Genomic DNA, 17,814 nt, shown 5'->3' on the forward strand with positions numbered 1-17,814 from the left:
GCGCTTCCTGTGCACAGACGCTAAAAGCTCCGCCTCCCGCATCCGGGAAGCGGAGCTTTTCTGCAACCGTTTACGTCGCTGTTGTCGCCTTAGGCCTTAGCCACCGTGGCGGTCACGCCCTTAAGAACATCATGGACGTTCTGGCCAGCACTAGGCGCGAGAGCCTCGGTCGTCACAGCGAAGTCGACAGCGAGCACCTCCGCCGCGATATGCTCGCGGTGCCGGTTGGCCCATTCCTCCTTCTCCGCGGGGACAGACAGGACCACGGTGATGCGGTCGGTGACCACGAAGTCCTCGGCCTTGCGGGCATCCTGCAGGCCACGGATGACATCCGCCGCCCAGCCCTCAGCCTCCAGCTCTTCGGTGACGTTGGTATCCAATACCACCAAGCCATCCACGCCGTCCACGCGCGCCGTGGACTCCGGGTTCGCAGCCTTGAGACGTTCCGTGTACTCATCCGGGGTCAAGCGGATATCGCCGTCAACGATAACCTCCTCGCCGTCACGCTCGTAGTTGCCCGCCTTCAGGTTCTTGATGGCGCGCTGTACGTCCTTGCCCAAGCGCGGGCCTGCCACCTTGGCGTTGCAGACCACCTCGAAGGTGCCAACCTCATCGACGTCATCGGTCAGCTCAACGTCCTTAACGTTGACCTCATCGCGGATGATGTCCTTAAAGTCGGCCAAGCGAGCCGAATCCGGCATCGCCACGGTCAGCTTCGGCAGCGGCAGGCGGTTGCGCAGCTTATTGGACTTGCGCACAGACGACGCCGCCGAAGCCACCGCGCGGGTGGCATCCATGGCGGCCACCAGGTCCGCGTCAGCCGGGTAGTCCTCGGCCTTCGGGTAGGAAGCCAAGTGCACAGAGCGCTCACCGGTCAGGCCGCGGTAGATGACCTCAGCCACGTGCGGCAGCAACGGAGCCACCACGCGAGAGACCGTCTCCAGGACCGTGTACAGGGTGTTGAAGGCCTCCGGGTGGGTCTCCTCGCCCTCCCAGAAGCGGTCGCGGGAGCGGCGCACGTACCAGTTGGTCAAGGCATCCGCGAAGAGACGAACCTCCTCGGTTGCCGTAGCAATATCGGTATTCGCCAGCGCATCATTCGTGTTCTTCACCAAGTCATGCGTCTTGGCCAAGATGTAGCGGTCCAGAACGTTGGTGGAGCTGACATCGAACGTCGCGTCCTGGGAAGCGTAGAGCTGCAGGAAGGTGTAGGCATTCCAGATCGGCAGGATGGCCTGGCGCACGCCCTCACGGATGCCCTGCTCGGTGACGATGAGGTTGCCACCGCGCAAGATCGGCGAGGACATGAGGAACCAGCGCATGGCATCCGAACCATCGCGGTCAAAGACCTCGTTGACGTTCGGGTAATTGCCCTTGGACTTGGACATCTTCAGGCCGTCATTGCCCAGAACGATGCCGTGGGCCACAACCTTCTTGTAGGCCGGGCGGTCAAAGAGCGCGGTGGACAGCGCATGCATGACGTAGAACCAGCCGCGGGTCTGGCCGGAGTACTCCACGATGAAGTCCGACGGCGAGTGGCTCTCAAACCACTCCTTGTTCTCAAACGGATAGTGCTTTTGTGCGAAGGGCATGGAACCGGACTCAAACCAGCAATCCAACACATCCGGCACGCGGCGCATCGTGGACTTGCCCGTCGGATCATCCGGGTTCGGGCGGGTCAGCTCATCGATGTGCGGGCGGTGCAGGCTGGTAGGACGCACGCCGAAGTCACGCTCCAGCTCATCCAGAGAGCCGTAGACATCCACGCGCGGGTACTCCGGGTCATCGGAGATCCACGCCGGGATCGGAGCGCCCCAGTAGCGGGTACGGGAGATGTTCCAATCACGAGCGCCCTCCAGCCACTTGCCGAACTGGCCGTCGCGGATGTGCTCCGGCAGCCACTCGATCTCGTTGTGGTTGAGCTCCACCATGCGGTCACGGAACTCGGTCACCTTGACGAACCATGCTGGCAGAGCCATGTAGATGAGCGGCTCGCCGGAGCGCCAGGAGTGCGGGTAGGAGTGCTCGATGGTTACGTGGCGCACCACGCGGCCAGCTTCCTTCAGGTCCTTGATGATGGGCTTGTTAGCGTCGAAGACCAGCTGGCCCTCGTAGGGTGGCACCTGCGAGGTGAACTTACCGTCCTCATCCACCGGGATGACCAGGCCCACGCCGTACTTCTGGCAGGTGAGCATATCGTCCTCGCCGAAGGCCGGAGCCTGGTGAACCACGCCGGTACCGTCCTCGGTGGTGACGTAATCTGCGAGCAGCAGCTGGTAGGCGTTCTCGACATCCGGGAAGAAATCGAAGATGGGCTGGTACTTGAAGCCCTCTAGCTCAGCGCCCTTGAACGTCTTGAGAACTTCCGCCTCACCCAGCTCCTTGGCCAGGGTGCCGGTGAGCGCTTCGGCCATGATGAAGGTGCGGCCAGCAAAGTTGCCCTCGGTGGCCTTGAACAAGACGTAGTCGACCTCCGGGTGGACCGCCAGCGCCAGGTTGGACGGCAGGGTCCAGGGGGTGGTGGTCCAGGCGAGGAAGGAGGCATCGGCAAGCTCGGCGTTATCCGCCAACGTCTTCTGCGCTGCGCTTCCCTCCACAGCGCCAGCTACCGGGAAGGTCACCGTCAGGGTCGGATCCTGGCGCATCTTGTAGGAATCATCCAGGCGCGTCTCCTGGTTCGACAGCGAAGTATGCTCAGCCCAGGAGTACGGCAGTACCCTAAAGCCCTGGTAGATCAGGCCCTTGTCATAGAGCTCCTTAAACGCCCACATCACGGACTCCATGTAGTTCAAGTCCATGGTCTTGTAACCGTTCTCGAAGTCCACCCAGCGGGCCTGGCGGTTAACGTACTCTTCCCACTCATCGGTGTACTCGAGGACGGACTTGGCGCAGTACTCGTTGAACTTCTCCAAGCCCATCTCCTCGATCTGGGCCTTATCGGTGATGCCGAGCTGTTTTTCTGCCTCCAGCTCCGCCGGCAGACCGTGGGTGTCCCAGCCGAAGACGCGCGGGACGTGGTTGCCGGCCATGGTGCGGTAGCGCGGGACGATGTCCTTGACGTAACCGGTCAACAGGTGACCGTAGTGCGGCAGGCCGTTGGCAAACGGAGGGCCATCATAAAAGACGTACTCGGGGCAGCCCTCGGTTTGCTCGAGGCTGGCTTTAAAGGTGTCGTCGCCCTTCCAGTACTTCTGGACTTCCTGCTCCATATCGGGGAAACGGGAAGACCCAGCAGTCATATCGACTTTGGGATAAACACTGCCGACGTTCGCGGGGTTATTACTCATCTAAAAATTCCTTCACTCGTTCGCTGTGGCGGGGACGCGCCTTGCGGCTCGCGGTACCACCCCGCTTGGGCACCGAGGCGCCCCGCTTCGTTGATGTGAAGGAGATGACGGTCCCTACCCGCCCGGTTCTAATAATGCTCCGCTGACAGTACAGGCTGACAGCACAGCACGTTCTTCCGGAATGCTCCCCGGTGATAGCCGGCTCACTGCATACGCCTAAAAGTATAGCGAGGCGGTCAAGTTTTCACCGGCCCAGGTTCCCGAAAGCCTCAAAATAGAAACGCCAGTACATAAAAGAGGCACCTGGGATAAGGTTTTCCACAGGAACATTTTTTCTAATGCGCACAGGTCATAAGGTGTTTTAAGCTCCACAAATATGAACGCGCTACAGACTTTCCTCAACGCACTCGGGGCCGGCATCGATGTCGTCGCCGAGTGCGAAGGCATGTCTGAAGCAGACCTCATCGCCGCCGGTTCCCCAGACAAAACCGCGGCGGAGTTGGTACGGCTGCATACGAGCTTCTTTGGCAAGACCGCCATGACGCGGATGCAACGTGACGCAGTGAAGGCAGCGCGCCAACGCAGGCATTCTTTGCCTACCTTGGAGATCATCGACCGCTATGCCCGCAAAGCCAAAACACAAGCGTTGAGCTGGAAACTGCGTCTAGAACTCTGCCGGACGAGCGCCGATACCCTCGCGATGGAAACACTGGCGAAAAAGAAGCTCAAGGAACACTCGGCACCACCCACGCCGAAAGAGGGCGTGACTGTTTATCGCCGCCGCAATGCACCGTGGACGATGGCAATAACAGGTCCCTCGCACCTGATTGCAGAGCTTAGCGACGCCATCGACCGCGAACGCCCCCTCAAGTCCATCCGCGAGGCCTTCTTCAAAGGTGCTGCCCCGCGCCGCGGCCTGCAGACTAATATCCTCGTACCACTGGAGGCCATGACAAAGATTCTCGACGGTGACGGCGAGGAAATCACCCTTCACATGACCAACGGTGCCACGATGACCGGCGCGGAATACCTCAACAAGGTCATCGCCGATGAGATCGATAAAGAAGGCGCACTCGCGACCCTTTTCCACCCCTATCACGGGCCGGTCAACCTCTACTACGAGGAGCGCTCGGCCAGCATCAAGCAACGCATTATGGCTATGGCCGAGTTCCCAGTCTGCGCGTGGGATAAGTGCATGAAACCGGCCGATGAATGCCAGGTTCACCATCTCATCGCGTGGAAGAACGGCGGGTACACCAACCAAGAAAACCTGGTGATGCTCTGCCCCTATCACAACGGGGTGAACCAGGATGATCCGAATGCGCCGCCGGGTCGCGGCCGCATGGCTCGGGTCGGGGGTAAAGCGAAAAGGACACACGGCCCTCCCCCACCGCCCACGCCGTTGCAAGCGCCTCCCGGGCTATTCGGCACCCCGGAAAGAAACGACTAGGAGCTACACAACTAGGAGTCTTCGCACAAGCAGCCCTCCACCCAGAATTATCACTGGACCGAGGGCTACTCGTCGTGTCCGAGATACGCGCGCTACAGGTTTTCTGCGGGACCGGGCTACTCGTCGTGCTTGCGGCGGAGTTTAATCACGGTGTCTGCGATGAAAAGAACAATGCCCACCCCGGCGGAAGCGAAGAGTAGGTACAAAGACCACTCAGCGGCAGTGAGGATGTAGTTCACGAAGGCCAAGAAAGCGACAAAGGCCAACAGCAATGCGCCGATAAGCATGCGTGCTCTCCTTCCCCACCAATGATTAAGGGCTCTGTGCTTTACAAAGAATGTATACCTACGAACGTATACCTACATAAAAGAATAACGGCGCCCCCGCAGGGACGCCGTTCATTCACTGATTAATTGTTGGACTTGCCGGTTTCACCGTTGGGAGCAGCGGTGCCGCGGGACTCCAGCTCCTCAAGCTGAGACTGCAGCAGGGTCTTGAGGCGGGTACGGTACTCGCGCTCGAAGGTACGCAGCTCGGAAATGCGAGCCTCCAGAGCGGTCTGCTGCTGCTTGACCGTGTTCATGACCTCGGTGTGCTTCTTCTCGGCATCTGCCTGCAGGGCAGCTGCCTTCTCCTCAGCCTGGCGAATCTGTGCCTCGGCGCGGGACGTTGCGTCAGACTCAGTCTGCTTTGCCTTGTTCTCGGCATCCGCCACCAGCTTCTTGGAGCGGGTATCGGCTTCCTGCAGCTGTGCATCGTAGCGCTTCTGGGCGTCAGCAAGCTGGGCCTTGGAGTGCGAGTCGGCGTCGGCAAGCTGCTTCTCTGCAGCCGTACGAGCCTCAGCGAGCATGGACTCGGAATCAGCCTTAGCCTCGCTGGTAAGACGGTCCGCCATCTCCTGAGCCAGACCCAGCACGCGGGCGGCCTGCATGTGGGTATCCGGGGTGGCGAGGCCCTGTTCGGTGGACTGAGCGGCACCTGCACCAGCCACAGCAGCGGCGGAGGAGGCAGTGGTGGAAGCAGCCGAGTTCTTCTTTGCGGACTCCAGCTCCTTCTTGGTGCGCTCCAGCTCCTTCTTGGAGGCCTCGAGCTCGCGCTTGGCGGCAGCAGCTTCTTCGCGAGCAGTCTTAAGCTCCGCGGAGTTGTCCTGTGCCTGAGCAGCCGGTGCCTGGGCGGACTGTGCCTGGGCGGCCTTCGCCTGCTCCTGCGCACGCTTGGTCTCTTCCTTGGCCTTGGCAATCTCGTTCTTGGAGTCAGCCAGCTTTGCTTCGTACTCGGCGCGCAGCTTGGACTCGACTTCCTTACGTACGGCGGCCTCATCGACCTTTGCGGCAGAAGCGCCGCCAGCAGCGGGAGCCGGAGCCTGAGACTTCAGTTCCTCAACCTGGGCGTGGAGATCATCGTTCTCATCCTGCAGCTGAGCAAGAGCATCCTCAACGAGGTCGAGGAACTGATCGACCTCATCCTCGTTGTAGCCACGCTTGCCAATTGGCGGCTTGCTGAAAGCGACGTTGTGTACATCAGCTGGTGACAGTGGCATTGACTTCTCTTCCCCTTACGAATCGGTCAAACCTCTAGAGGGTCCAGAGGCCGGGTACATATGCGGTTAATAATACGGATTGTGGTAACTCATTGTATCCGAATCAACACATTATCTAACGCTGGCACGAGTCTCAACGTTAACAGGAGGGTTTAATACACCCGTTTATTACATTGCAAGCCCATTGGGGCTGAAAAATAGCCAGCCAATAAGTTGCGAAAGGATGGACAAAAGCAGGAACAAAACGATGATGGAAACGTCGAGCGCAATGCCTCCTAGCTGCAGCGGCGGAATAACCTTACGCAGCGCCTTAACTGGCGGGTCAGTGACGACGAAGAGCACCTCGGCAACCATCATGAACCAGCGGGGCGGATTGAATTGGCGCGAGAAAGACTGAATCATCTCGATGACGATGCGCGCCAACAAAATCCACGAGTAAAGACTCACGGCGACGAGCAGAATTGAACCTAAAGCATTCACAGTGCCCGAGCCTATCCGAACCACCCCCGCGGACGGTACTCCCCTGCCCGAGGGTTCGCCCTCGGCGAACAGAGATGGCACCGCGGCAGCCGCACCGCCGCCGAGAATACCGCTCCGCTTAGACCGCTAGGGAAATAGCGAGAAAACCAACAAACGCCCCATCGCCCCCTCCCCTTTAGCCAACACAGGGGAAAATAGGCGCTGAAGCGGTTAAAGCGCGAAGTTTTTAGCGCAGGTGCGCTGCGCGTTCGAGCTCAACAGTGGAGATATCGGCGCCCTTCGGCACGATAGCGAAAACCTTACGGCTGGTGTCCACGCCCTTCGTCAGGTTCTTCATGCGGCCTTCCAGTGCAAAACAGAGGCCAGCAGCGAAGTCAACGAAGCGCTTTGCGGAGCCGCGATCAGCGTCAGTGAGCTCGAAGACCACTGCGTCACCGTCACGGAAGGGGCCGCCAACCTTCGCTGCATCGTCGAAGGAAACGAGCGACAGCGCCACGATAGTCGGGACAAATTCCTCTTCCTGCTTTTCGTAGGAAGGTGCATACGCCGGAGCGCTATAAGCGCGCTCGTCTGCGTAGTAAGCATCGTCGGCGTCCATGTCCATCGGGCCTAGCCCGAAGAACTCTTTAGTCCTATCAATCAGTGACATTCTGGGTCTCCCTCTGACCTAGTGTGCTGTTCATTTGCTGTCTTGTAATGCACTTTTACAATGACAATTAACCTAGCGGGCGCTCTCCCATAATTCCGGTTCCGACACGCACGACATCTGTTCCAGATGCAATCGCCGGCTCCATGTCAGCGCTCATTCCGGCGGACATTTTCAGGTCTCGCCCAAGCTTGGCCGCCACCTCATCCGTCAGCGCCCTCACCTGGGTGAAAACCTCCGCCGGATCGCTCTCCAGCGGTGGAACCACCATGAAGCCACACAGCTGCAGGTTCTCCAGATCTTCGACCAGATCCACCAGAGCGGATACCCCCTCTAGCGGGCAGCCACCACGCGCGGTATCACCGTCGGCGGAGACCTGAATATAGACCGGAAGCGTGTCCTCACGCTGGCCGCGCTCCTGGGCAAGAGCCACGCCGCGGTCGAGTGCTCTGGCGAGTTTTTCTGAGTCAAGCGAGTGAACACTATGCGCCCACCGGGCCACGTGGTTCGCTTTCTTGGTCTGTACTTGGCCGATCATGTGGAACCGCATCTCGGGCAAGACCTCCGCCTTGGCGCGGGCCTCCTGCTCGCGATTTTCTGCCACATCCGTTACCCCTAGCTCCGCTAGCAGCGCGATGTCTTCGGCCGGGTGAAACTTCGTCACAGGCAGCAGCTGCGGGGCGGGGCGGCCAGCGGCCTCAGCAAAGCGGTGAATATCCGAACGGGTGCGCGCCAGGCCGGCCCGCAATTCTTCGCGGCGCGCGGTGTTGTTATTAGTCATTAATCCTCCAACCAAATCACGCCGGCTTGGCGTCCAGTAACGCCCTCGCGGCGATATGAAAAGAAATCTGTGTCCTCAATCGTGCAGCGTGGGTCCGACTCAATGGCCGTGACTCCCATGCCCATCAGCTGGCGGATCACACCGGCGCGCACGTCGACGCCCCAGGTACCCGACGCCGTGCGGGTCTTGGAGCCGGGCAGGTGCTTCTCGACGTCCTCCGCCATCTGCTCCGGAACCGCATAGTTACGCCCAGAAGCGGCCGGCCCCATAAGCACCTGGATCGACGAAGGGGTAGCCCCCAGCTCAATCATCGCGTTGACCGTGTTCCGAACGATTCCATTGCGCGCGCCCAGGCGCCCGGCGTGGGCGGCACCGATGACGCCCGCGGAGACGTCGACAAGCAGCACCGGCGTGCAATCAGCCACGAGCACGCCCAACCCCAGGCGTTTTTCGGTGGTCACCACCGCATCGGTGGCCGGCACGGGCTCCTTCGCGCCGCGGTGTTCGGCGCCCACGACCGTCACGGTATTGGTGTGCAGCTGCTCCATCCACACGATGTCCTCTAATCCCGTTGCTCGGAGAAGTCTCTCGCGATTGGCGGCCACAGCGGCGGGGTCATCGCCGACGTGATCGCCTAAGTTGAAAGAGTCATAGGGGGACGACGACGCCCCGCCGGCACGGGTTGTAAACACCATGCGGACGGGGCGTCGTGCTGCGTGTGCTTCCTCGTTTACTGGCATGCACTCCAGAGTAGCTGGCTGGGACTAGCGCATGAAGGACGGCACGTCGAGATCGTCGTCGCCATCGTCATCGAAGTCACGGCTGTTGCGCTCAGCGGGGCGCGAGAGGCGGTACTCGTCATCGGCACCACGGCGGTACTCTTCGCCACGGAAGCGATCCGAGGTGGTAAACAGTCCGCTCGACGGGGCTGGCTCAGCCGGCTGCTCGCGCTCGTAGGAGTGGCGCGGGGTGTACTCCTCGCGGCCGATGCGCTGGGACTCAGCTCGCTGCGGCTCGGCACGGGTGTACTCTTCGCGCGGGGCCTCGGTGCGCGGCGCGGCGGGGCTCTCAGGCTGTGCTTCAGCACGGTTCTCGAAGAGGGAACCCGGGCGTGCGGCCGGGGTAGCCTCCGAACCTTGCTGCTGTGCCTGGCCAGACTGCGCCGGCTGGGAGGTCATATTGGCCTGCGCGTCGAAGCCGGTGGCGATAATGGTAACGCGAACTTCGTCTCCAAGGTTGTCATCGATGATGGTGCCGAAGATGATGTTGGCGTCCTCGTCGGCGCGCTCCTCCACCATGGAGGCAGCCGCGTTGACTTCGTGGAGGCCCAGGTCGGAGCCACCAGCGATAGACAGCAGAACGCCCTTGGCGCCCTCCATGGTGGACTCCAGCAGCGGGGAGTTAATGGCCTGCTCAGCAGCGTTGAGCGCGCGGTTATCCCCGCGAGCAAAACCGATGCCCATGAGGGCGGAACCGGCGTCGGACATGACGGAGCGAACGTCCGCAAAGTCGACGTTGATCATGCCCGGGATGGTGATGAGGTTGGTAATACCCTGCACACCATTGTGCAGGACTTCGTCGGCGGCGCGGAAGGCTTCGACGATAGACAGCTCCTCGCCGCCCAGCTGCATGAGACGATCATTCGGAATAACGATGAGGGTATCGCAGACCTCGCGCAGCTCTTCGATGCCGGCCATGGCCTGACGGGTGCGGCGCGCGCCCTCGAACTTGAACGGGCGGGTAACGACACCGACGGTCAGAGCGCCCATCTTCTTTGCGATGGAGGCAACGACAGGGGCTGCGCCGGTACCGGTTCCGCCGCCCTCGCCAGCGGTGACGAAGACCATGTCGGAGCCTTGGAGGGCGTCTTCGATTTCGGTCTTGTGATCCTCCGCGGAGGTCTTTCCTACCTCCGGGTTAGCGCCGGCGCCGAGGCCGCGGGTAGCTTCGCGTCCGATGTCGAGCTTGGTATCCGCATCCGAGAAAATCAGCGCCTGGGAATCGGTGTTGATCGCCACGAACTGGACTCCCTTGAGCCCTTCTTCGATCATGCGGTTGACAGCGTTGACACCGCCGCCGCCGACGCCGACGACCTTGATGTCCGCGAGATTGTTGCTAGATGAGATCATACGAGGGTCTCTTGCCTTTCGAATAAGGTTTTAATGTAAACGAGGAGGCGCCTCTTTTCGTGAGAGGCGGTTACATCCATCTTTAACGACAATGGGGTAATTTCGGCGCACATTTTGCCGCGTGTCGGTACCCTCAACCTCTACTTTAGGGTTGCTGACATGCGGTTTTCTTAACAAGCGCCCCACCCGTCCCACTCGCGACGCCCCTAGCGGCGAGTCACCAGCGACGGGTTAGAAATGTTCCAGGATTCGCCCTCAAGCTTGAGCACATCTTCGAAAGCAATCGCCTTGTTTTTATTGTCTTCGGATGCCCCCCAAAAGATGGTTTTCTCATCCTTTGTGTGGAAAGTCAGCGAATACCTGTCTGCGATCTCGAGGGTCGTCACCTTCTCCCGAATCGGCGCGGGGAGGGCTGCAACGGCCTCGACGGCCGCCTGCATCTCTGGGGAGCCGGAGTCTGTGCTACCGGTCAGCTCCACGGCCTCGGGTGGTGCTTCATCTTCCACAAATTCCTTACCGTGATTATCTACCAACACCGTCGTGCCACCATTGCGAACAAAGGCCACTGCCTCATGTTCGGTGATCTCAATGTGCACCGTCGACGGGAATGCCCGCGATACCGTCGCGCTTTCTACCCACGGGAGCGACGCCACGCCCTGCGCGGCCTCGCGAGCATCCAAGCGCGCAAGGTTCGAGCCCTTGGCGACACCACTAGCTTGCTCCACATCCTCAGCAGCAACGTGATCGTTTCCCACCACCTCGAAGGATTTCACCGTGAGGATAGGAAAAAGCCACACTGCGGCTGCAGCGATGACCGCTACAAGTAGCACCACGCCCACCGCGAGCGCCCCAGTCTTTTTAGACATTCGGTTCCTTCGGCTCTTCCGCCTCATCGTTGCGTCCCAGCTCGGACAAAATCTCACCGGCTACGTAGGTAACCGTGCCCGCACCAATCGTGAGGACGATATCACCGGGCTGTGCCAGGGAAATGACATCGCCAGCGGCTTCGGAGAAATCGGGTTCGAAGATGACCGGCATGTCCTCCGGCATCTTATCGGTGATGATGCGGGAGGTAATTCCTTCAACCGGTTGCTCGCGGGCTCCGTAGATGTCGAGGACGACGGCGGCGTCGGCAAGCGCCAAGGCCTGAGCAAACTCTGCGTCGAACTTCATTGTCCGGGAGTACAGATGCGGCTGGAAGCAGGCGATAACACGCGCCCCCTCATCCTCCGCATCCGCCTTCGCACGGGCCGCGTTAAGTACCGCGGATACCTCCGTAGGGTGGTGCGCATAATCGTCGAAGACGCGGATTCCGCGCTCGCTGCCGCGGTACTCGAAGCGGCGGCGCACGCCCGTAAAGTCGGTCAGCCCCGCGGCCAGTTCCGCTGGGTCTCCGCCGGCCAGCGTGCCGGCCAACAGCGCGGCCGCCGAATTGAGCACCATGTGATGCCCGGGGACGTGCAAGTCATAAGACAACTCCTGCGGCGCCTGCCCCGGCAGGGCCAAGCGAACGCGGACGTGCGCGCCGGCGGCGGAGACGGTTTCCTCCAGAATCTCCGCTGCGAGGGGCACGGAAGACTCTTCGCCTACCACACTGCGTGCGCCGTAACCCAGCACCTGAATACCACGCTGTGCTGCGCGTTCGCCGGTAGCGGCCGCCTGAGCGTCTTCAAGGCAAACTACCAAGTAGCCGCCCTCAACAACGCGGTCTGCAAAATCATCGAAGACCTGAAAGTAGCTTTCCGCGGTGCCGAAATAATCCAGGTGATCCGGCTCGATATTGGTAATCACCGCCACGTAGGGGCTGTAGCGCAGTAGTGAAGCATCGGATTCATCGGCTTCTGCAACGAAAGCATCACCCGTGCCGCCGTGCGCGTTGGTTCCGGCACGGTTGAGCTGGCCACCGATGGCGAAGGAGGGGTCGAGGCCCGCCTGCTGCAGCGCGGACACCGCCATGGAGGTAGTCGAAGTTTTTCCATGAGTACCAGCCAGCAGGACCTGGCGGTGGCCGTACATCAGCTCAGCCAGCAGATCTGAACGGCGTATGACCGGGATTCCGGCCTCGCGCGCAGCAGTGAGCTCGGGATTGTCGTGTGGGATGGCGGCGAAGGAAGTCACGACCACGGTTGGCTTATCACCAGCCAGGTCAAGATTTTCAGCGGCATGGCCGATGGCGATGTGCGCACCCATCGCGCGGAGGACGTCGACAGCCGTCGATTTCTTAACGTCCGAGCCGGTGACGACCGCGCCCCGACTAACCAGAATGCGTGCGAGACCGGACATGCCGGAGCCGCCGATACCGACGAAGTGGACGCGGGACAGGTCCGTGGTGGCAAGGGTATCAGTCATGGTGAAAAATCCTTCTTTCATTAACCTGTACTGTGCGTCTAGCCGCGGTTCTCGGCGGCGACACGCTGCGCGATGCGGTCAGCGATGATAGCTGCAACCTCGCCGGCTGTGCTGGCGTCAGCGGCAGTACGCATGGCCGTCAAAGTTTCGGGGTGGTCAAGGATAGCGCGAACTTCGGCAACGAGGCGCTCCGAGGTCAATTCGGCGTCCGGAACTTGGACCGCGGCGCCGGATTCCACCAGCGCGCGCGAGTTCAGAGCCTGCTCGCCATTGCCGTGCGGCAGCGGCACATAGAGTGCGGGCAGACCGGCCGCGGAGACCTCTGCCACCGTCATCGCTCCGGAACGGCAGATCATGAGGTCAGCAACGGCCAGAGCGCCAGCCATGTCATCGATATAGGGCACCGCGGTGTAGTGCTCGTGCTCAGCCGGTGCCTCGTTCTTTTTGCCATAGGCGTGCAGCACTTGGAAGTCTCGGCACAGGTCATCGAGCGCGCCGGCCACGGCAGTGTTGATGCTCACTGCTCCCTGTGAACCGCCGGTCACCACGATTGTCGGGCGATACGCGTCGAGGTTCCAGTTCTGGCGCGCATCCGCCGCCTTTGCGCCGTCGGGATCCTCACCCATTCCCGGCCGCACGGGAATTCCCAGGACCTCGCCGGGCATACCTGAGCCTTCCTGCGCGTTGATGCCCGTGCCCCCGAGGCGCACCCCCAGCTTGTTGGCCATGCCAGCCAGAGCATTCGTCTCGAGCACGAAGAACGGGATACCCAGAGACTTCGCCGCCAGATAGGCCGGCGCAGCGACGTATCCTCCAGTACCAAAAACCACATTGGCCCCGACGTCCTTCAGAACCGCGCGGGTTTCCCGGACAGACTTGAGGACCCGCCACGGCAGCTTCGCGGCATCGGCGTTGATCTTGCGTGGGACTGGGACCGGCGTAATCATGCGCAAATCGACGCCACGCGCCGGCACGATATCGCTTTCCAAACCTCGTGGGGTTCCTAGAGCGGTCACCCGCGCGCCATGGCGCTGGCGCAGCTCCTCCCCCACCGCGAGCGCTGGTTCGATGTGTCCGGCGGTGCCGCCACCTGCGATGACGACGGAAATCGGCGTGTCATTCATGCACTACACGCTACCAGCGCCGCGCTTTCTTACCGTCGCTCGCCGCGCCGATGCTCCCGGCGATACTCCCGCCGTTGTTCCCCCTGCGGCGTCTGCGAGCGCGACGAGCGTCCCGTTACTGCACGCCCAAATCTTTCCTCGCGGCTGCGCTCAACATGGCGCTGGGAGCGGTCGCGGTGCGCGCGCTGGGCGCGCGTGCCCTCCCCTCGTTCACGCGGGGCCCGGTGTGCCCCGCCGCGACGCTCATTGGGCGGCGTAGGTTCGGGGATAAAGAAGATACGGTCGAATAGCGGGCGCCCAAAGTTCTGCATGGCGGAAACCTGCAGCGGCTCGTGGCGCGCCACATTGCACAGCAGGCCCATCGAGCCAATCGTGATCACCGCGGCCGTACCACCCGCAGAAATCATCGGCAGCTGAATACCCGTCACCGGCAGCACGCCGATCACGTAGCCAATGTTAATGAATGCCTGCACGACAACACCCACCGCCAACGTGGCGGCCAGCAGGGACTGGAATTGGTCCTGGGCGCGTGTTGCCGCCCGCAGCCCGAAGTAGCCCAGTACGGCGAACAGCCCGATGACCAAGGCACCGCCCCATAGGCCCAATTCCTCCCCAATGATGGCGAAGACGAAGTCATTCTTCGCCTCTGGGAGGTAGAACCACTTGGCGCGTGACTGGCCGAGGCCAACGCCCCAGAAGCCGCCGTCGGCAAGCGAAAGGAAGCCCTGGTAAGCCTGGAAACCGGTTCCTTGTGTGTCCTCGATATTGCCGCGCAGCGCATCGAAATAAGTGTGGAAGCGGTGCGAACGGAAGCCGCCGGCCAAGAAGACGGTGACCATGCCGATGGCGCCGAAGACACCGACGACGGTCGGAACACGCCAGTCCACACCGGCGAAGACCAGAGTGAACACGACGATGAGGGCGAAAGAGACACCCATGCCGAGATCGCCTTGGGCCACAATCAGCACGAACATGATGCCGGCGATGATGGAGTACATCATGAAAGGGTCCGTCAGGCGCATCGAACGGTGCGTCTTATCCGCCAGCGCTGAAGCGCCGTACATGCCCACGGCCACACGGGCGAACTCGGAGGGCTGGAAAGCCACGCCACCAGGCAGCATGATCCAGGACTGTGAACCGACCTCCACACGACCGGTACCAATGCCGGGCACGAGGACGAGGATAAGAAGCAGGATGGATAGCCCCAGAAACCACGGCACGAGTGCCCGGAGCGTGCGGGGCGACATGCGCAGGCCAATCCAAAACACGATGAGGCCGGCGATAACGAGCACGCACTGGCGCAGTGCAGCAGACCACGGGCTATCGGTCTCCGACAGCGACGTCGCCATCGACGAGGAGAAGGCCATGAGCACGCCGATGCCGATGAGCGAAAATATGGCGATGCGCAGCATTAAATAGTCAAGCCCGGGGTAGGCGCGGAGGCGCTCGCGGAGGTCACGCAGGTGGTATCCCAGCGTGCGTTGTGGCTTCTGGGTGCTGGTGGCGGTCACGGGTGCTCCTAGCGCTAGCGGGCGAGGCGGCGGGCAGCGGCGGCAAAGATATCGCCGCGCTGGCCCATACCGGTGTACATGTCCAACGATGCCGCAGCGGGTGCTAAAAGCACGGTATCGCCGGCGTCGGCGTGTTGCACGGCGGCGGACACTGCCTGTTCCATTGCGGCTTCCGGATCGTGACTATCCACGATGACGACGGGCACATGTGGCGCTGCCTTCACGAGGGCTTGGGCAAGCTCATGCTTGTCGACGCCCACCAGAACCGCCGCCTTCAGCCGCGCGGCATGGGTGCGCAACAGTTCCGAGACATCAGCGCCTTTTAGCTGGCCGCCGGCCACCCACACCACGGAGTCCAAGCCGCGCATAGCGACCTCCGCGGCATGTGGGTTCGTCGCCTTGGAATTGTCGATGTAGCTCACGCCAGCATGGCGGTGAACAATCTCCCCGCGGTGGCCAGCCACCACGTAGGAGCCAAGTCCTTCGGCAATGGATTCCGGCTGAGCACCGGCGACAGCCGCGACCGCCGACGCGGCAGCGGCATCCAGCACTCCGGCCAGACCGGCGGGTTGGATGGTGGTGGCATCGTCTACCACGACGGACTTCATCCCTGCCACCTCGTTGACGAGGAGGCTGCCGGTGCTCACGCCTACTTCACCTGCAGCGGGCTCGGCATGGCTGAAAGCGGTTGCGCCGGGAAGAGAAGCAGCGAGCGCTCGAACGTGCTCATCTTCCTTGCCGTAGACGGCATGCTCTCCGCGCAGAATCTTGGCCTTGTCTGCGGCATAGGCCTCGAAGGAGCCATGCCAATCCAGGTGGTCGTCCGCGAGGTTAAGCAGAGCTCCGACTTCTGGGCGTAGCTGGGAGGACCAGTGCAATTGGAAGGATGAAAGCTCCGCTACGAGGATGTCCACACGGGGCTCAGCGGCCAAGGCATCAAAAGATGACACGCCGATATTGCCTACGGCTTGGGCGCGCTGTCCGGAGCGTTGCTCGTCAGCAGCCATGATGGCAGCGAGCATGCCGGTGGTCGTGGTTTTGCCGTTGGTGCCGGTGATCGCGAGCCAACGGCGCGGGGCACCAAAAACTTCTGCTTGGTCGAGGCGGTAGGCCAACTCCACATCGCCGATCACCTCAAGGCCGCGGGAGGCTGCAGCGGCGAGCAGCGGTGAATCTGGCCGCCACCCCGGCGAGGTGACGACGAGCGAGTACTCAGCCAGGTCCACCGCGGAAGTGTCCACGGTGGCAACGCCCAACTCTGCAGCGATACGGCTGCGGGAGTCCGCGTTGCCATCGGCCACCGTTAAGTCCACGCCCAAGCGGGAAAGGACTGCCGCGCACCCGCGGCCAGAGACGCCAGCGCCGGCGATGAGGACGCGGCCGGAGAGGAAGTCTGGGCGCGTCATGCCCCTACTCCTATGCCGGAGGCGGTGAGCCAATCACCGTAGAAGATTGCCACGCCGGCCATCGCCGCCATGGCAGCCAGAAGCCAGAAGCGGACAACGACGGCCGTTTCCGCCCAACCACCGTTCTCAAAGTGGTGGTGGATCGGCGCCATACGGAAGAAGCGCTTTCCTGTGGAATGGAAGACCACGATTTGGATAACAACGGAGACCGTTTCGATGACGAACAGGGCACCGATGATGATCATGAGTAGCTCGGTACGGCTGGTAACGGAAATACCCGCGACCAAACCACCAAGTGCCAAGGACCCGGTGTCACCCATGAAGATTTTGGCGGGCGCGGCATTCCACCAGAGGAAGCCCAGGCAGCCGCCCAGTCCTGCGGCCGCAAGCACAGCGAGGTCGAGCGGATCACGCACCTGGTAACACCCGGCGGCAAAGTTAGTGGCGCAGGAATAGCGGAACTGCCAGAAGGTCATCAGCGAATAAGAGCCCATGACAATCGCGGTAACACCCGCCGCGAGGCCGTCGAGGCCGTCGGTGAGGTTCACCGCGTTCGACCACGCCGCAATGAGGATGTACATGAAGATCAAGAACACGATGGTTCCGATGACCGTGCCGCCGACAGCTAGGTCGAAAGTATTCAAGTCGCGGATGAAGGATAGCTTGGTGGAGCCTGGGGTCAGCCCCGCATCGTTGGGGAAACGCAGAACCAAGAAGCCGAAGAGCAGCGCCAGCACGAGCTGGCTGACTAGCTTGGCGGTCTTATTGAGCCCGAGGTTGCGGTGGCGGAAGAGTTTGATGAAGTCATCCGCGAAGCCCACCGCGCCCAAGCCTAAGGTCAGTCCGAGGACCAGCAAGCCGGAGGCGGTAAAGGCCTCATGCCCTGTTAGCAGGCCATAGAGGCCAGCCACAACATAGGCCACCAAGATGCCCGCGAGGATGGCAAGGCCACCCATCGTCGGCGTACCGCGCTTGCGCAAGTGAGACTTGGGGCCATCCTCGCGGATCTCTTGTCCGCGGCCGGTATCGGAGAAGTAGCGGATAAGAACCGGGGTGGTAAAGATCGCCACGAGGAAGCTAACCGCACCAGCGATGATGATCTGAGTCACGA

15 protein-coding genes are annotated in these 17,814 nt (G+C 61.6%); 1 reads left to right on the forward strand and 14 read right to left on the reverse strand.

The features are described 5' to 3' along the window. Positions 1–89: 89 nt before the first annotated feature. Complete coding sequence (gene ileS / locus HMPREF2943_RS09820) at positions 90–3,287, reverse strand: isoleucine--tRNA ligase (RefSeq protein WP_070711459.1); 3,198 nt, start codon at positions 3,285–3,287, stop codon at positions 90–92. 376 nt (positions 3,288–3,663) lie between these two features. Between ileS and HMPREF2943_RS09825 the strand changes: the two genes are divergently transcribed. Then, positions 3,664–4,737 carry an HNH endonuclease signature motif containing protein gene (locus HMPREF2943_RS09825; RefSeq protein WP_070643711.1) on the forward strand — a complete coding sequence of 358 codons (1,074 nt, stop codon included), beginning with the start codon at positions 3,664–3,666 and terminating at the stop codon, positions 4,735–4,737. 116 nt (positions 4,738–4,853) lie between these two features. Here the strand turns inward: HMPREF2943_RS09825 and HMPREF2943_RS12530 are convergent, their stop codons facing one another. The 13 genes from HMPREF2943_RS12530 to mraY form a co-directional block, all read right to left on the reverse strand. Next, positions 4,854–5,024, reverse strand: a complete 171-nt coding sequence (locus tag HMPREF2943_RS12530; RefSeq protein ID WP_167595650.1) for a hypothetical protein — start codon at positions 5,022–5,024, stop codon at positions 4,854–4,856. Between the two features lie 122 nt (positions 5,025–5,146). Further along, complete coding sequence (locus HMPREF2943_RS09830) at positions 5,147–6,277, reverse strand: DivIVA domain-containing protein (protein WP_070711460.1); 1,131 nt, start codon at positions 6,275–6,277, stop codon at positions 5,147–5,149. Between the two features lie 168 nt (positions 6,278–6,445). Next, the gene (locus HMPREF2943_RS09835; RefSeq protein ID WP_070643706.1) at positions 6,446–6,757 is read right to left on the reverse strand and encodes a YggT family protein; all 312 of its coding nucleotides are present in this window, start codon (positions 6,755–6,757) and stop codon (positions 6,446–6,448) included. A gap of 226 nt (positions 6,758–6,983) precedes the next feature. Next, complete coding sequence (locus HMPREF2943_RS09840) at positions 6,984–7,406, reverse strand: cell division protein SepF (RefSeq protein WP_012715146.1); 423 nt, start codon at positions 7,404–7,406, stop codon at positions 6,984–6,986. A gap of 67 nt (positions 7,407–7,473) precedes the next feature. Further along, positions 7,474–8,184, reverse strand: a complete 711-nt coding sequence (locus HMPREF2943_RS09845) for a YggS family pyridoxal phosphate-dependent enzyme (protein WP_070643704.1) — start codon at positions 8,182–8,184, stop codon at positions 7,474–7,476. Beyond that, the gene (pgeF, locus tag HMPREF2943_RS09850) at positions 8,184–8,924 is read right to left on the reverse strand and encodes a peptidoglycan editing factor PgeF (RefSeq protein ID WP_070643702.1); all 741 of its coding nucleotides are present in this window, start codon (positions 8,922–8,924) and stop codon (positions 8,184–8,186) included. The genes HMPREF2943_RS09845 and pgeF overlap by 1 nt, the downstream gene beginning before the upstream one ends. A gap of 24 nt (positions 8,925–8,948) precedes the next feature. Continuing rightward, complete coding sequence (ftsZ, locus tag HMPREF2943_RS09855; RefSeq protein ID WP_070445299.1) at positions 8,949–10,313, reverse strand: cell division protein FtsZ; 1,365 nt, start codon at positions 10,311–10,313, stop codon at positions 8,949–8,951. Between the two features lie 206 nt (positions 10,314–10,519). After that, positions 10,520–11,179 carry a cell division protein FtsQ/DivIB gene (locus tag HMPREF2943_RS09860; RefSeq protein ID WP_083276441.1) on the reverse strand — a complete coding sequence of 220 codons (660 nt, stop codon included), beginning with the start codon at positions 11,177–11,179 and terminating at the stop codon, positions 10,520–10,522. Then, a complete protein-coding gene (gene murC / locus HMPREF2943_RS09865; protein WP_070711461.1) occupies positions 11,172–12,662 on the reverse strand; it encodes a UDP-N-acetylmuramate--L-alanine ligase in 1,491 nt (496 codons plus the stop codon). The genes HMPREF2943_RS09860 and murC overlap by 8 nt, the downstream gene beginning before the upstream one ends. Positions 12,663–12,700: 38 nt before the next feature. Beyond that, a complete protein-coding gene (gene murG / locus HMPREF2943_RS09870; RefSeq protein WP_070445291.1) occupies positions 12,701–13,786 on the reverse strand; it encodes an undecaprenyldiphospho-muramoylpentapeptide beta-N-acetylglucosaminyltransferase in 1,086 nt (361 codons plus the stop codon). Positions 13,787–13,815: 29 nt separating this feature from the next. Next, the gene (locus tag HMPREF2943_RS09875; protein ID WP_070711462.1) at positions 13,816–15,297 is read right to left on the reverse strand and encodes an FtsW/RodA/SpoVE family cell cycle protein; all 1,482 of its coding nucleotides are present in this window, start codon (positions 15,295–15,297) and stop codon (positions 13,816–13,818) included. Positions 15,298–15,311: 14 nt separating this feature from the next. Continuing rightward, on the reverse strand, positions 15,312–16,703 hold the full coding sequence (murD, locus tag HMPREF2943_RS09880; RefSeq protein WP_070643696.1) for a UDP-N-acetylmuramoyl-L-alanine--D-glutamate ligase: 1,392 nt from the start codon (positions 16,701–16,703) through the stop codon (positions 15,312–15,314). Then, positions 16,700–17,812 (reverse strand): phospho-N-acetylmuramoyl-pentapeptide-transferase, encoded by a 1,113-nt coding sequence (gene mraY, locus HMPREF2943_RS09885; RefSeq protein WP_070445282.1) that lies wholly within the window; start codon positions 17,810–17,812, stop codon positions 16,700–16,702. Before mraY ends, murD begins: the two co-directional genes overlap by 4 nt. Positions 17,813–17,814 lie beyond the last annotated feature (2 nt).

Origin of the sequence: Corynebacterium sp. HMSC072D12 (genome assembly GCF_001813925.1) — a bacterium.
Classification (GTDB): Bacteria; Actinomycetota; Actinomycetes; order Mycobacteriales; family Mycobacteriaceae; genus Corynebacterium; species Corynebacterium aurimucosum.